Raw genomic sequence first — 15,576 nt, forward strand, 5'->3', positions numbered from 1 at the left:
AGGGCTGATGGCGTACCCCCGCAGTGCCCTGTTCGCCCCGCACGGTGCCGTCTCGACCAGCCATCCGCTCGCGGCGGCGGCGGGCCTGGCCGTGCTGCGGCGCGGCGGCAACGCCGTCGACGCGGCACTGGCGACCGCGATCACGTTGACCGTGGTGCAGCCGCCGTCCAACGACATCGGTGGTGACCTGTTAGCCATCGTCTGGGACGGCGACCGGCTGCACGGTCTCGCCGCCGCCGGGCGGTCACCGGCCGGGTTGACCCGGGAGGTGGTGCTGGCCGCCACCGGTGGGGCGGCGGCGGAACCGGTGGCGGCGCTCGGTGGCGCGCAGGCGTCCGGCCCGGCGATGCCCGCCCGGGGCTGGCTGCCGGTGACGGTGCCCGGAGCGCCGGCCGGCTGGCGGGACCTGCACGACCGGTTCGGCGTGCTGCCCTTCGCCGACCTCTTCACCGACGCGGTCGGGTACGCCGAACACGGCCATCCGGTCTCCACCGGCACCGCCGCCACCTGGGCCCGGGCACTGGCACAACCGGTGCCGGCGGGTGCCGAGTTCACCGAGTTCGACCGGGTCTTCACGGTGGCCGGCCGGGCGCCCCGACCCGGCGAACGCTGGCGCAACCCGGCGGCGGCCCGGACGCTGCGGCTGATCGCCGCCACCGGCGCGGAGGACTTCTACCGGGGCGCGATCGCGGCGGCGCTGGACCGGCACGCCGCCCGTACCGGTGGCTTCCTCACCGCCGCCGACCTGGCCGCGCACACCTCGACCTGGGTCGACCCGGTCAGCGTCCGCTACCGGGGGCACGAGGTGTGGGAGCTGCCGCCGCCGGGGCAGGGGCTGGCGGCGCTGCTGGCGCTGGGCGTCCTGGACGGCCTCGACCCGGGCGTCGACCCGGTGGACCGGGTGCACCGGCAGGTGGAGGCGGTCAAGCTCGGCTTCGCCGACGCGCACGCCCACGTGGCCGACCCGGAACGCGCCGAGGTGCCGACCGCCGGCCTGCTCGACCCGGGCTACCTGGCGGCGCGGCGGGCGCTGCTCACCGACCGGGCCGGCGACCCGGTGGCCGGCACGCCCGAGCGGGGCGGCACCGTCTACCTCTGCACGGCCGACGCGGGCGGGCTGATGGTCAGCCTGATCCAGTCCACCTACCTGGGGTTCGGCTCCCGGGTGGTGCTGCCCGGCCACGGCTTCGCCCTGCAGAACCGGGGCACCGGTTTCCGGCTCGACCCGGGTCACCCCAACCTGGTGGGGCCGGCCAAGCGTCCGTTCCACACGATCATCCCGGGTTTCCTGACCCGCGACGGCGCACCGGTCGGCCCGTTCGGGGTGATGGGCGGGCACATGCAGCCGTAGGGGCACGTCCAGTTGGTCGCCGCGACCGTCGACGACGGTCGTGATCCGCAGGCCGCCCTCGACGCCCCCCGCTGGTACTGGCACGCCGGCCGGACCCTGCTGGTCGAGCCGGCGCTGGCGGCCGAGCCCGGCCTGGTCGCGGGGTTGCGCGCCCGGGGCCACGAGGTCACCGTCGCCGACGAGCCGTCCGTCTTCGGGTACGGCCAGGCGCTGTGGCGGGCCCCGGCCGGCGGCTGGGTGGTCGGCGCGGAGCCCCGGGTCGACGGCGCGGCGCTGGGCTACTGACCCCGGCGCCGCCCCCGGGGGCGGCGGCTCAGGCGGTGGGGACGCGGTCGCGGAAGGTGGTGCGGTAGCCCTGCGGGGTGGTGCCGACCCGGCGGGCGAAGTGGTGGCGCAGGGCGGCGGCATCGGGGAAACCCGAGCGGCCGGCGACGCTCTCCACGCTCAGCCGGGTCTCCTCCAGCAGCCGGCGGGCCAGCAGCACCCGCTGGTTGGTCAACCAGTCGTGCGGGGTGGTGCCGGTCTCGGCCCGGAACCGGCGGGCGAAGGTCCGTGGTGACATGCCGGCGCGGGCCGCCAGCTCGTCCACGGTGGTCGGCCGGTCCAGGTGCCCCACCAGCCAGCTCAGCACCGGTTCGAGGGTGGGCGCGTCGGGGGTGGCCGGGATCGGCGCCTCGACGTACTGGGACTGGCCGCCGTCGCGGTGCGGGGGGACCACCATGCGCCGGGCCAGCCGGGTGGCGGTGACCGAGCCGTGTTCCTGGCGCACCAGGTGCAGGCAGGCGTCGATGCCGGCGGCGGTGCCGGCGCTGGTCAGCACCGGGCCGTCGGCCACGTAGAGGCTGTTGCACCGGACCCGGGCCGAGGGGTGCCGGCGTTGCAGCTCGTCGGCGTACTTCCAGTGGGTGGTGCACTCCCGGCCGTCGAGCAGGCCGGCCGCGCCGAGCACGAACGCCGCCGAGCAGACGCTGAACACGTACGCCCCCCGGTCGGCGGCGCGGCGCAGCGCGGCCAGCACCGCCTCGGGCACCTCACCCCCCTGGGTGTACGCGGGCACGGCGACCAGGTCGGCGTCGTCGACCGGGGCGAGGTCGGCGTGCGGGGTGAGCCCGAACCCGGAGGCGGTACGGACCGGGTCGCCGTCGGCGGTGCAGACGGTGAACCGGTAGCCGGGGAAGTCGTCGTCGGTGCGGTCGGTGCCGAAGACCTCGGTGAGCACGCCCAGCTCGAAGACGGCCACCTGGTCCAACGCGATGACGGCCACCGATCGAATCATGTGACGAGGGTAACCGGAAAGGTGGCAGGAAATCGAGGGTACCTGGCATGACTGCCACTGTCCCGGCCCGGACCACTGGCGGAAACTGGGATGAGTCCGGTGCGCACCGGCGGCGAAAACCACTCAGATCGCGAGAAAGCGAGCGCCGCCATGCAGTTCCTGTTGTTCCTGCTCTTCCTCGCCGCGCTGACCGCCGCCTCGGCGTTCGGCCTGACCGCCGACACCCGCGACTCGGCCGACTGGAAGCCCACCGAGGAGGGCCGCCGCTGGCGATCCCGCACCTGCTGAGGTGATTGATTCCGTTGTGCCGGAAAATTCGGGGCGGGACCGCGCCAGAAGGGGCGGCCCCGCCGACGCGGGCCCTCCGGCGTACGGCAGGCTAGGAGCATGGCTGACGGCTCCTGGTACGACGCCGACATCGATCACGTGATCATCTCCGAGGCGCAGATCCGCGAGAAGACGGCGGAGCTGGCCAAGCAGGTCTCGGCGGACTACGCCGGGGTCACCGACGGACTGCTGCTCGTCTGCGTCCTCAAGGGCGCGGTCATGTTCATGGCCGACTTCGCCCGCGCGCTGGGCCGGCAGGGTCCGCCCGTCGAGCTGGACTTCATGGCCATCTCCTCGTACGGCCAGGGCACCACCTCCTCCGGCGTGGTGCGCATCCTCAAGGACCTCGACCGGGACATCGCCGGCCGGCACGTGGTGGTGGTCGAGGACATCGTCGACTCCGGCCTGACCCTGTCCTGGCTGCTGCGCTACCTGGAGTCCCGGTCGGCGGCCAGCGTCGAGGTGGTGGCCCTGTTCCGCAAGCCCGACGCGGTGAAGGTCACGGTGCCGGTCAAGTACGTAGGCTTCGACATCCCGACCGAGTTCGTCGTGGGCTACGGCCTCGACTTCGGCGAGCGCTACCGCGAGCTGCCCTACGTCGGGGTGCTCAAGCCCGAGGTCTACGCCCGCGCCTGAACTGCGCCCGTATCGGTCGTCATCGAGCGGACGTTCAGCGGGCTCCCAGGCAATCCGACTACCGTGGGTGCCGGTGGCGTGGGACATCTCCGCGTCCGGCACCCCGACCCGCGTGACCGGGCGGTCGACGGAGCCGGTGCGCACGTTCCCCGTCACGCCGGCCGAAACCCGGTTCGCCGTACGCGTAACTGCGGGGCTCGCAAGCTCGCTCCTCGCGTGCACGGTGTACCGTCGAATGACCGCGGTGCGGCAGTTCGCGCGCCTCGGGGTCGAGGCCGGCCCGCACGGCGGCTCGACGCCGCCCCCGGCGGCGACACCATTCAGACGGTCAGGACGTCGATCAGGAGGATGCGGGCGCTCCGGCGCTCGACAACAGCATGGAACGTACGCGTTTCTTCCGCCGACCGGTGGTCTGGATCATCCTGGTCATCCTCGGCGCCGTTGTGCTCAGTCAGCTGTTCACCGCTGGTCCCAGTTACCACCGGGTGGACACTTCCGTTGCGCTCGACCAACTGCACACCGCCAAGATCAACAAGGTCGTCTTCCAGGACAAGGAGCAGACGCTCCAGCTCAACCTGGCCGAGAAGACCAAGTTCGGCGACACCACGACCGACCGGATCGAGGCCCAGTTCCCCTACCAGGCCGGCGAGCAGGTCTGGAACGAGGTGCTGGCGGCCAAGGCGGCCAACCGGGTCACCGGCCCGGCGGACGCCAAGGTGTCCTCCGACAGCATCTGGGTGAGCCTGCTGGTCAACCTGCTGCCGATCGCGCTGCTCGTGCTCCTGCTGCTGTTCTTCATGTCGCAGATGCAGGGCGGCGGCTCCCGGGTGCTCAACTTCGGCAAGTCCAAGGCGAAGATGATCACCAAGGACACCCCGAAGACGACCTTCGCGGACGTCGCCGGGGCCGAGGAGGCGGTGGAGGAACTCCACGAGATCAAGGACTTCCTCCAGAACCCGGCGAAGTACCAGGCCCTGGGTGCCAAGATCCCGAAGGGCGTGCTGCTCTTCGGTCCGCCCGGTACCGGTAAGACGCTGCTGGCCCGCGCCGTCGCAGGCGAGGCCGGGGTGCCGTTCTACTCGATCTCCGGCTCCGACTTCGTCGAGATGTTCGTCGGTGTCGGCGCGAGCCGGGTCCGCGACCTCTTCGAGCAGGCCAAGACGAACGCCCCGGCGATCGTCTTCGTCGACGAGATCGACGCCGTCGGCCGGCACCGTGGCGCCGGCATGGGCGGCGGCCACGACGAGCGGGAGCAGACCCTCAACCAGCTGCTCGTCGAGATGGACGGCTTCGACACCAAGGGCGGGGTCATCCTGATCGCCGCCACCAACCGGCCGGACATCCTCGACCCGGCGCTGCTGCGTCCGGGCCGGTTCGACAGGCAGATCCCCGTCGACGCACCCGACATGGAGGGCCGCAAGGCGATCCTGCGGGTGCACGCCAAGGGCAAGCCGTTCACGCCCGACGTCGACCTCGACGCGGTCGCCCGGCGTACCCCCGGCTTCTCCGGTGCCGACCTGGCCAATGTGATCAACGAGTCGGCGCTGCTCACCGCCCGCAAGGAACAGCGGGCGATCACCAACGACTCGCTCGAGGAGTCGATCGACCGGGTGATCGCCGGGCCGCAGCGTCGGACCCGGGTGATGAGCGACCAGGAGAAGAAGATCACCGCGTACCACGAGGGTGGGCACGCGCTGGTCGCCTGGGCGCTGCCGCACGCCGCGCCGGTGCACAAGGTGACCATCCTGTCCCGGGGTCGCTCGCTGGGGCACACCCTGGTCCTGCCGACCGAGGACAAGTACACCCAGACCCGGGCCGAGATGATCGACACCCTGGCGTACGCCCTGGGTGGCCGGGCCGCCGAGGAACTCGTCTTCCACGAGCCCACCACCGGAGCCGGCAACGACATCGAGAAGGCCACCCAGTTGGCCCGCGCGATGATCACGCAGTACGGCATGAGCTCGAAGCTCGGCGCGATCAAGTACGGCACCAGCGGGGACGAGCCGTTCCTCGGCCGCAACATGGGCCACGAACGGGACTACTCCGACTCGGTCGCCGCCGAGATCGACGGCGAGATGCGGGCCCTGATCGAGCTGGCCCACGACGAGGCCTGGGAGATCCTGGTGGAATACCGGGACGTCCTGGACAACATGGTCCTGGAGCTGATGGAGAAGGAGACCCTCTCCACCGCCGACATGGCCCGGATCTGCTCCCGGGTGGTCAAGCGCCCGCCGATGGCCCCGTACAACGGCTTCGGCAAGCGCCTGCCCTCCACCGAGCCGCCGGTGCTCACCCCGGCCGAGAAGGAGAAGCTCAAGGCGCAGGCGACCGCCGACGGCATCTCCGTCGGCGGGGCCACGAACAACTCGGACGGTCTGCACTGAACACCGACGCCGCGGCCAGCCCCGACAACCCGGGGCTGGCCGCCTCGTCCACCGAGCCCGGTGACGAGACGTTGGACTACGTCGCCGCCCGGCTGATCAGCGGCAAGCTCAACGGTCGCCCGATCGAGGACACCATGGACCTCGGCCGGATCGAGAAGGCGGTCCGCGAGATCCTCATCGCGGTCGGCGAGGACCCCGACCGCGACGGCCTCCAGCAGACCCCGGCCCGGGTGGCCCGCGCGTACGCCGAACTCTTCGCCGGCCTGCGGGTCGACCCGTCCCAGGTGCTCAGCACCACCTTCGAGGCCAACCACGAAGAGTTGGTGCTCGTCCGGGACATCGACGTGATGAGCCTCTGCGAACACCACCTGCTGCCGTTCCGGGGCAGCGCGCACATCGGCTACATCCCCGGCCCCGACGGCCGGATCACCGGCCTGTCCAAGCTGGCCCGGCTGGTCGAGGTCTTCGCCCGCCGTCCGCAGGTGCAGGAACGGCTGACCTCGCAGATCGCCGACCTGCTGATGAGCAAGCTGCAACCGCGTGGCGTCATCGTGATACTGGACTGCGAGCACATGTGCATGGCGATGCGCGGCATCCAGAAGTCCGGCGCCAAGACCATCACCTCGGCCGTGCGGGGCGTGCTCCAGCACGACGCGAAGTCCCGCGCCGAGGCGATGTCCCTGATCATTCCCCGCTGAGCCGCTGAGCCGCTGAGCCGCTGAGCCGCTGAGCCGCTGAGCCGCTGAGCCGCTGAGCCGCTGAACCGTGACGCGTGGGGCGGCGCGGTCAACCGGCCAGCAGCGCCAGCGTGATCCCGGCGGCGGTCACCACCGCCGGGATCAGGCAGGTCAGCAGCCCCAGTCGGGGCGTACGGTCCCACCGGCCGTCCGGCCCCGGCGGGAACAACCGACCCACCCCCACCCAGCCCGCCGCGAACGCCGCCGCAGGCATCGGCAGACCCACCAGCAGCGCCGCCACGACCACCGGTCCGGTGCCGAGGGTCACCAGGAGCAGCAGCTGCACCAGGGGCACGACCAGCGCCAGCGGACCGTACACCAGGAGGTTGCGCAACCGGGGCGTCCAGGCCGCCGGCCGCAGCGAACCGCGCGCCGCCAGCGCCGCGTCGGCACCCTCCGCCCAGCCCTGCGCCTTGCGCAGGCCCGCCAACACCGCCGCCGGACCACCCGCCATCGCCCGGGTCGCCTCGGCCAGTTCCGGTGGCGTCGGGGTCAGCGAGATCGCCGGTACGCCCAGCTCGCGCAGCCGGGTCTGCTGCGGCGTCAGGCGGGCGCGCACCTCGGTCAACTCGGCGCGTGCCGCCTCCACCGCCCGGGCCTGCGCGGCGGCTGCCGTCGCCGCGCCCCGGCGTACCCCGTCGAGCTGACGGGCGGCGGCCAGGTAGTCGGTCCAGGCGGCGGCCACCGACGGGGTCGGCTCGCCCCCGGCCCGCTGCCGGACCGGAGCCACCGTCACGGCGTCGTCGATGCTCACGGCCGAGGCTCCTCGCGGCTCGTCACGCCCGGTCCTCCTCGCGGTCGGTCACCTGCGGTCCTCCCGGGGGCCGGTCCCGCACGCCGCGCATCGCGGCCGGAGCCGCGTGGCGGCCCTGCCCGGCCGGCTCCGCGCGGACCGCCTTCCGTACCGCGGGTTCCGGCCCCGTCGTGGATGGTCTCCGCGCGGGCTGCGCCGTGAATGGCCTCCACGCGGGCCCGGCCGTGGCCGGTCATGCCGGGTCCGCCTCGTCGGCGAACGGCACCAGGACCGTGCCCCGGTCGTCGGTGGTGTCCCAGAGGACCACCCGGGCCGGTCGGGGACGCCACTGCACCGGGTGCCCGAAGAGCGGGGCGAGCTGCGCACCCGGCACGTCGACCGTCGCGACCGCGGCCAGCTTCCCGACCTCGCCGTCGGGCCCCACCAACCCGGCCAGCGGCGGCACCGTCCGCCACCAGCCCAGCAGGTGCCGACCCGCCGGCGGGCCCTCCCGCAGCAGCGTACGCAGCCGGTCCGGCGGCAGTTCCTCCGTCGAGGGCACGTCCACCCCGAACACCACCAGGTAGGTCGGACCGGTGCCCGAGAACTCGGTCAGCAACCCCGGCCCGTCCACCGTCGACACCCGGTGACGCTCACCCAACTCGGCGGCGAGCGCGGCGGCCAGCGACGCGGAGCCCTCGGCCAGCGGCGCGAGCACGAACTCCGCGCCGCCCGGCGGATGGTGCGCGGCGGTGCTGCGCGCGGCCGTCGCCAGCAACGTCGCCGCCGCCGGACCCGGCCCGAGGACGGCCAGGTTGCGGCCGGCCACCGGGCCCAGCGGCACCGCCACGGTCGTCCGGGCCACGTCGACCGCCCGGCCCAGCAGCGCCGCCGGCGCCCCGCACCGACCGGCAACGGCGGCACGCATCCGGGGATCGTTGCCCAGCAACGGCCGGGCCCAACCCGCGAACACCACAGGCGGTACGGCATCCTCCGGCCGTGCCGCGAACAGCCGGTGCCGCAGCTCCTCCACCACCTCCGGGGCGTCGTGCGGGTCGGGGAACCGGACCAGCCGCTCGTGCCCGCGCGTCGCGCCGCGTGGGCCGCCCAGGCCACCGGCGGTGTTGACCACGGCACTGCCCACCGCCAGACCGGCGGCGGCGTCGTTGGTCGGCATCAGCACCGCGCTGCCGCCGGCAAGCGCCACCCGCACCGGGAACTGCCCCAGCACCGAATCCCGAGGTGCCGCTCCCGCGCCGACGCCCAGATCACCCGCGCCGGCCAGAAGCAGGTGCACGCCGTACCCGCGACCCGACCTGGCCAGCCCGTCCAACCGGGCCAACACCTCGGCGGCCACCGGATCCCGATCCGACAGCAGCAGCGGAAAATTGTCGATGACGCAGACGACGCGCGGCAGCACCTGATGGTCACGCAGCTCGGCGAAACGCTGGCCGCCGGCCCGTGCCGCCGCCTCCTCCCGGCGATTGATCTCCGCCGCCAACTGGTCGAACAGGTCCCGCACGTACTCCGGGTCGGCGGCCATCCCCGCCGCGCGGACCTGCGGCACCCACGACCTGTCCCGCCGGGTCTGGAGGAACTCCACGAACGACTCCCCGGCACCCATATCCACCAGGTACAGGGCCAGTTCGTCCGGGCCGTAACGGGCGGCCAGGCCGAGCAGCGTGTTGGTCAGGAAGGCCGCCCGGTCCGCGTCCGACCGGCCGCTGACCAACCAGTGCGGAGTCAACTCGGTGAAACCCACGGTGACCGGCCGGCCGCCGGCGTCGCCCACCGTGGTGGACAGGCCGTCGACCGAGGAGGACGCCCAGAGCGGCGCGTCCCCGGGCGGCAGCAGCTCGGCGAGACCCAACCGGGAGCCCGCCTCGATCTGGTCGGCCAGCCGACGGCAGACGGCGTCGATCAGCTCCGCGCCGGGGTCCTCGTCGACGAGGACGGGACAGTTCAGGCCCCCCGGCGCGTCGGTGCCCGGTCCGCTGAACGGGCTGCCCGGCGGATCACCCAGCAGCGCGTACGAGGTGCGCAGCCGTACCGGGGTGGCCTGTGGCAACGGTGGCCGGGCCGCCGGCCAGCCGGCGACCACCAGGTGCAGCCCCGCACCCCGACCCCGCTCGGCGAGCGCCACGATCCGGTCCAGGTCACTCGACGCCGTCGACCCGGGCAGCCCGGCGATCACCAGCAGCAGCGTCCGGTCGTGCCGGCGGGGTCGGCCGGCCCCCGGGGAGACCCACTGCTCGGCCTCGGCGAGCACCGCCCGCAGACCGGCCACGTCCGTCGCCGCAGGCGGGAACAGTCCGGCGTCGGCCAGCGCGGTGAACGGGGCGAAGACGGCCCCGTCCCGGGGGTTCGTCGTTCCACTGTGCTGCGGTGCGGTGCTCGCGTCGGCGGCGGTGTTCTGGGGGGCGGCCCCTGCGGTGCGGGCTCTGCCGATGTCGGATTGCCCGGCGCCGGCCTGTTCCGTGCCAGCCTTGCCGGTGCCGGTGCCGGTGCCGGTGCCGGTGCCGGGGCGGGCGGTGGTGTCGGAGGTGCCAGGTCGGGTGCCGGCGCCTGCGGTGCCCGGTGTTGCGGTGCCGTCGACGCCACGGACCAGGAGGCAACCCGCGGGCGTGGCCGCCAGCAGGCGCAGCAACACGGCCCGGACGAGACCCGCCACCCGGGTGTCACGCACGTCCACGTCGAGAGTCAGGTGCGCCGAGCCGAGCAGCGGCACCAGCGCCGGGAAGCGCGCATCCTCCAGCGGGGCCCCCGTCCCGATCCGGACGAAGGGCGGATGCTCCTCACCACACGGCGTGTGCGCCGACAGGTCCGTCAAGGCGTCCCCGGCCCAGCCCGGGGCGAGCAGGGCGGCGGCGTGCCGCAGCCGGTCCGCCAGCTCGTACTGGCGGCGTTGGTCGGCGGGGGCCGGACGGATCTCGTCGAGGACCGTGGCGGCAGCGGCGACGGTCGCGGCGGCCCGGCGGTGCAGGGCTGCGGCGCGGTTCGTGCGAGCCTTCGGACCGGCCACCGCGTCCACCCCTCTTTCCGAGGTGCTCCACCCCGCTGTTCGCGACGGGAAGCCTCCCCGACTGCAGACCGTATCCCAGCCCCGGCCACTCCTCCGGGAAGCGCGGCGGCGATGCGCCGGGCTTGTCGCACATCGCGACGAACTCTCACCTCCCGGGGTCGCCCTGTCACGATCCGCAGCCTTCGGGGCATTGGGTACGGAGCGTCCAGCCGATAGCCTCAGGGGGTGGAATCAGTGCAGCCCCCCGCCGGTTCCCAGGTGTCCCGAGTACCGGCGCAGCGGACCCCACCGGAGCACTCGGCACCCCCTGCGCCGCTGCCGGTGCCGCAGCGTCCACCCCGTCGGCTCCGGACCGTCCTCACCGTCGTCGCCGGGGTGCTGGCGTTGCTCTGCGTCGGCGGCGGGATCACCGGCTACGTGCTGTACGAGCGGGCCGCCACTCCGGATCGCAGCGCTCCGGACGTCGTCGTCGACAACTATCTCCGTGAGTTCCTGGTCAACGAGAACGACACCCGCGCCAGTCTTCTCGTCTGCCAAGATGCGGATCTTGGTGCGGTCGCGGCTCTCCGTGACGAGTTGCGGCAACGAGAGAGCAAGTTCGATGTTGTGGTAAGAGTTGGTTGGGGATCGTTGACCAGAGTGGAAACGCCTCAGGGTGAGTCCGTGACGACCACTTTGACCATCTCGGGTTCGGCCAACGGTCAGCAGCGAAGCAGCCGTCGGGAGGACTGGACTTTCGACGTTGTCGACATTCGTGACGGCTGGCGTGTCTGCGGTGCGCGGAAGGCTGTCTGACAGCTATTCGATCCACAGCAGGTGGACGGGGATTTCCATAGTGGTGGGTGGTTGTCCGCGCCAGGCCCAGCGGTACCATTCCAGTTCCGGCGTGACCCGGACACAGATGTCACCGTCGGCACCGGAGTAGGACTCGGTCACCGCGCGTAGATCGCGGTGTTCGACGGCGTCCTCGACGTGGACCACCCGTCGTCCGCTGACCGCGTCGGTTTCGAAGACCGGGGTGGGGGCGTGGTGCGTCGGTCCGTCCAGCGAGACGAGTTGGATCCCCTGTTCCCGCACCGGTCCGGTAGGCGCGGGCCGGTCACCCAGGGTCTCCACCCAGACCCGCTCCACGGGGACGAGCGGGGCGAAGACCTCCACCTGGTCGGCCTCCGCCCGGTACCACTCGTGCTCGGGGATGACCGGCACGTAGGTACGGCTGCCCTGTACCACCCGCTCGTCGGCGCGCAGGTCTCCGCGCCAACCGAGGCCGGGGAGCCCGACGAGGACCCGCCGGCCGCGCAGCTCCACCCGGCCGGTGGCGGGAACGATCTCGACCGGTCGTGGTGGAAGTGGCGCCCAGTCGGGCTGGCCGGCGAACGGGTCCGGCAGTGGTCCGCTCATCGGGGCGACAGCCTCATGCCGAACCGTTCAGCGGTGCACCACGTTGCCGCATGAACGGCACCGGGTTGATGCCGCCGGAGAAGCTGCGGTTGCTGTCGATGTGCACCTCGAAGTGCAGGTGCGGGCCGGAGGAGTTGCCACTGCTCCCGACCAGACCGATCACCTCCCCGGCTTTGACGAGCTGCCCGGGGACCACCCGGGGCTTTTCGATCATGTGGCAGTACCGGGTGATGAAGCCGCCGGCGTGCAGGATGTCGACGAACCACCCGCACCCCCCCTTGCCCGGGAAACCGTCGACGTCACAGTTGCGGTTTCCACGGTGGTCGGGATCGCAGCGGGCCACCAGCACCCGACCGGTGGCGGCGGCGTGGATCTCGGTTCGCTTGCGGGCACCGATGTCCACGCCGTTGTGTCGCGGTCGGCTCGCTGTCCGAAAGCCGGAGCCGACCCCGCCGTCGATCGGCGCGGTCCAGCCGGAGGCGGCGATGGCGCGGGCGGAGGCGCGGTCGCACACCGCCCGCTCGGCGATCTGGACCGTGCGGGCAGCCCCACCGGCGAGCGCATTGACGATCTGACTGGCGACGTCCTCGTGTTTCGCGTACGCGTCGGGGTAGGCGCTGATCTGCACCTTCTGCGCGGCCCGGGTCAGGGGCATCCGTTCCCAACCGTCGATCTTCAACAGCTTCTCGTAGAACTTGCGGGCCGCATAGTCGGGGCTCATCCGTTGGGTGACGCTGCCCCAGCCGGCCCGCTGCTGGAAGAGACCGAGGGAATCGTGGTCAGAGCCGACACCCTCGTTCGGAATGCCGCTGGAACCGGCGACGGTGCTGTTGGACAGGTTGCGCAGCGCTGACTCCTGCATCGCCGTCGCCACCGCGATCACCCAGCCCCGCGGTGCCACCTTCATGTCCTGACCGACCTTGATGATGACTGCGGCATTACGCATCTGACTGGCCCCGTACGCGGACATCCGGGGCATCTTGCCGGTGACGTTGACCCGGTGCTCGTCATCGCACTGCTGCTCGTTCGACACCAGGGTCTCCTGGTCGCCGCCGAGATTGGTCAGGAAGAACGCGGCGCTGCCGCCACCACAGCAGAGCAACGCGAGAGTGCCGGTCAGTGCGGCGGCAACGGCACCCATCCGGACCCGGCGGCGTGGGGCGCCGGTCGGTGGCAGTTCGGCAGTCATTCCCGCTCCCAGTCCACGGCATCCACCAACCAGCGGCCGTCGGGGGCGACCAGTTCCAGCCGCAGCTGTCCGCCCTCCAACGGAACCAGAACCTCCGTGAAGACCGCCGTCCGAGGTCGTAGCGTCGGAGTGCCGGCAATCTTGACAGCAGGCACTCCGGCCGGGTCGGCACCGGCCAACTTCTCGGTGAGTTCCGACGTCGACATCGGCCGCAGAGCCGCCTGCCACTGCTCCGCAGTGATGGTGGCCCCGCCCAACCAGGCGGTGGTGAATCGGGTCGCCGTCTGCTCGGGGGTCAACTCCCCGGGCCGGGTGCGCGGTGACTCCGGGACCGGGGTGGCGATGACTCCGTCGTCACCCTCCTCTGGATCGACGGTCGTGATCGGTTCCCGTGGACGGCTGCTGAGTCCCGCTGTGAGGTCTTCGGGACCAGACACCAGGCGAGCCGTACCGATCACCCCGAGCACCAGCACGGCGATCACGAGCGCGATACCAAGCCGCGACCGGATGAGTCGCGTGAAGAGGAGTTCGATCGCTCGCCGCATCGCGTCACCTCGCCTCGGAGCGTATACGGGGGCTGGGCTTCACGGGTGTCGGTGCCGGCGCGGAGTCAGGTCGGTAGACCACGAAGGACGGCACCTCCTCCGGCACGTCCGGCTCGGTCCAGCTCGCCGGACGGCGCCGGGGACGGGGTGCGGGCGTGGGCCGCTTGCCCTCCCGAGTCGATGGCTTCGTCTCGGTCTCGTCGGCGCGTTCGCGTCCATCCGGGCGCTCCCGCTGCCCCGGCGTGCTGACCGTCGAGTGGCTGGGGTCTTCCCGCCTGGCCTCAGGCCGCAGGGTGGCCGGCTCCAGCGCGGCCCCGCGTCCCCGGGTGAGCTTCGGCTCGGCCGTGCCCCCCGGCTCGGCCACGTCGAGTCGGGCGGCGACGCGCATGTCCCGGAAGAAACGGCGGTGCCACGACCCGGCCGAGCCAACCGCCTCACTGCTGTCCTTGCCGCCGAGCTGGGTGATCCTCCGGTAGGGCCGGAGCAGCAACCAACCGACCACACCACAGAGCCAGACCAGCACCACCTGGAGCCAGCCCGGCAGTGTCGGAGTGCTCATGATCAGGTCGACGGCGAACAGGTAGATCGCCGCTCCGGTGCCGAAGATGGCGATGTTGAACACGGCAGCGACCACGGCGTTCGCCAGCCGCCGCAGCCCGGCGCTGGCCGGGCGGAGCAGGCCGATCGTGCCCAGGATCGGTGCGGCGATCACCGCCCACCGGAAGATCATGAATCCGAGCAGCACCAGCAGCGAGGCGGTGAGGTCGAACATGGCGAAGAGCAATGCGGCCAGGACCGCGATGAACCCGGAACCGATCCGGTCCATGTCCCGGCTGCCCTGGAGATACTCGTAAGCCTCGGGATTCTCGGTCTTGATCTGTTCGGCGACCGTCATCCACTGCTGTTGCTTGGCCTTGATGGTGGCCTCGCGGGTGGCGGGATTCTCCCTGAGCTTCTCGGCCTCCTCCCAGGAGAGCGACTTCGCATCGTAGAGAGCTGCCCCGTACTTCTTGGCCGTCTCGCTGTCCGCCGAACCCAGGACCCCGCGCAGCCAGTTGCGGTACAACATCGATTCGGTGGCGGTGTCACTGGCACGGACTGCCGGGGGACGACTGTCCTTACAGGCATCGGGATTCGGATCGTCGCACTGGTCCGCCGGTGTGTCGCGCGCCGCCGGACCGATGGCGTCATGGACGACGCCCAGTGAGGTGATGAGGGTGCCGTCGGCAATGTTGGCCGACTTCACCGGCCAGGCGGCCAGTGCGGTCACCGCGACCATCACCAGCAGGGCCCAGCCCGCGGTGGTCATCGCGTTGCTCATGTCCGACTGGCGGGAGCGCCAGAGGAGGTAGAGGCCCACCACACAGAGCGTCACGATGCCGAAGACGCTGAACACCTTCTGGTAGACGGCCTTGGTCGCCTTCTCCACCAGCGGGTCGGCCCAGTTCCACATCGACCGGGGGTCCCAGGCGCGTTCCCGGAGCGCGTTCGAGGCACCCACCACGGCAGTTGCCATCATCAGTTCGCCGTTCGCGACCGTGGTGGTGAACTTGTAGTCCGGATGCAGGACGGTGGAGGCACAGCCCCCTTCCACGTCGTACGTGTTGAAGCTGTAGCCGCCGTAGCCGTAGTCGCTGTAGAAGCCTTTCGGCCCGGGAAGCTTCGACGAGTCGGGGCGGGAGGCGAACCAGCCCGCCAGACCGGAGTCCGGGGCTGACGGTACCGGCGGCTTCCGGCAGTCCACCTCCGTCTCGCTGACCTGCTTGAGCTTGGCGACGCAGGCGCGGAAGTCGGCCTGCCACTCCTTGGTGGTGCAGAGATCGGCAGCCGCCTGTGCCGCCAGGGTGGCCTGACCTGTGACGGGGGTACGGGCGTACGCCGGTGTGGCCCCGACCACCGGCCAGGCGATCGTGGCACCGGCGAGTACGCCGAGTGCGAGGAGGAGCGCCGTGATCCGTGCCCGGGCCCTCGCCAT

12 protein-coding genes and 1 pseudogene are annotated in these 15,576 nt (G+C 72.0%); 6 read left to right on the forward strand and 7 right to left on the reverse strand.

The features are described from left to right. The first annotated feature begins 7 nt into the window (after positions 1-7). Positions 8-1,636: pseudogene (locus ACN265_RS00665) on the forward strand (gamma-glutamyltransferase family protein). A gap of 28 nt (positions 1,637-1,664) precedes the next feature. Here the strand turns inward: ACN265_RS00665 and ACN265_RS00670 are convergent. After that, positions 1,665-2,627 (reverse strand): GlxA family transcriptional regulator, encoded by a 963-nt coding sequence (locus ACN265_RS00670; RefSeq protein ID WP_204927076.1) that lies wholly within the window; start codon positions 2,625-2,627, stop codon positions 1,665-1,667. Positions 2,628-2,777: 150 nt separating this feature from the next. On the opposite strand from ACN265_RS00670, the gene ACN265_RS00675 reads away from it, so the two are divergent. The 4 genes from ACN265_RS00675 to folE all read left to right on the forward strand — a co-directional run bounded on the left by ACN265_RS00675 (position 2,778) and on the right by folE (position 6,672). Beyond that, positions 2,778-2,915, forward strand: coding sequence for a hypothetical protein (locus ACN265_RS00675; RefSeq protein ID WP_169733054.1), 138 nt, complete (start codon positions 2,778-2,780; stop codon positions 2,913-2,915). Between the two features lie 99 nt (positions 2,916-3,014). Then, positions 3,015-3,590, forward strand: coding sequence for a hypoxanthine phosphoribosyltransferase (gene hpt, locus ACN265_RS00680; protein ID WP_067302270.1), 576 nt, complete (start codon positions 3,015-3,017; stop codon positions 3,588-3,590). A 377-nt stretch (positions 3,591-3,967) separates the two neighbouring features. Beyond that, the gene (gene ftsH / locus ACN265_RS00685; protein ID WP_204927078.1) at positions 3,968-5,974 is read left to right on the forward strand and encodes an ATP-dependent zinc metalloprotease FtsH; all 2,007 of its coding nucleotides are present in this window, start codon (positions 3,968-3,970) and stop codon (positions 5,972-5,974) included. A 35-nt stretch (positions 5,975-6,009) separates the two neighbouring features. Beyond that, the gene (folE, locus tag ACN265_RS00690; RefSeq protein ID WP_204927152.1) at positions 6,010-6,672 is read left to right on the forward strand and encodes a GTP cyclohydrolase I FolE; all 663 of its coding nucleotides are present in this window, start codon (positions 6,010-6,012) and stop codon (positions 6,670-6,672) included. Positions 6,673-6,760: 88 nt separating this feature from the next. Here the strand turns inward: folE and ACN265_RS00695 are convergent, their stop codons facing one another. Continuing rightward, complete coding sequence (locus tag ACN265_RS00695) at positions 6,761-7,465, reverse strand: hypothetical protein (RefSeq protein ID WP_421405727.1); 705 nt, start codon at positions 7,463-7,465, stop codon at positions 6,761-6,763. Positions 7,466-7,697: 232 nt separating this feature from the next. Then, positions 7,698-10,274, reverse strand: a complete 2,577-nt coding sequence (locus tag ACN265_RS00700; protein ID WP_421411291.1) for an FtsK/SpoIIIE domain-containing protein — start codon at positions 10,272-10,274, stop codon at positions 7,698-7,700. A gap of 426 nt (positions 10,275-10,700) precedes the next feature. Between ACN265_RS00700 and ACN265_RS00705 the strand changes: the two genes are divergently transcribed. Beyond that, positions 10,701-11,261, forward strand: coding sequence for a hypothetical protein (locus ACN265_RS00705; protein WP_421411294.1), 561 nt, complete (start codon positions 10,701-10,703; stop codon positions 11,259-11,261). A 3-nt stretch (positions 11,262-11,264) separates the two neighbouring features. Here ACN265_RS00705 and ACN265_RS00710 read toward each other — a convergent pair whose 3' ends face one another. From ACN265_RS00710 to ACN265_RS00725, 4 genes are read right to left on the reverse strand one after another with little or no spacing between them, the layout of a single operon-like run. Continuing rightward, a complete protein-coding gene (locus ACN265_RS00710; protein ID WP_420117537.1) occupies positions 11,265-11,867 on the reverse strand; it encodes a hypothetical protein in 603 nt (200 codons plus the stop codon). Between the two features lie 13 nt (positions 11,868-11,880). After that, positions 11,881-13,056: a M23 family metallopeptidase gene (locus ACN265_RS00715; protein ID WP_421405728.1), complete on the reverse strand. Its 1,176-nt coding sequence runs from the start codon at positions 13,054-13,056 to the stop codon at positions 11,881-11,883. After that, positions 13,053-13,601, reverse strand: coding sequence for a hypothetical protein (locus ACN265_RS00720; RefSeq protein WP_357932771.1), 549 nt, complete (start codon positions 13,599-13,601; stop codon positions 13,053-13,055). Before ACN265_RS00720 ends, ACN265_RS00715 begins: the two co-directional genes overlap by 4 nt. Before the next feature lie 4 nt (positions 13,602-13,605). After that, on the reverse strand, positions 13,606-15,576 hold the full coding sequence (locus tag ACN265_RS00725) for an MFS transporter (RefSeq protein ID WP_420117544.1): 1,971 nt from the start codon (positions 15,574-15,576) through the stop codon (positions 13,606-13,608).

The sequence above is a fragment of the Micromonospora sp. WMMD730 genome (assembly GCF_049178955.1).
GTDB classification, from domain to species: Bacteria; Actinomycetota; Actinomycetes; order Mycobacteriales; family Micromonosporaceae; genus Micromonospora; species Micromonospora wenchangensis.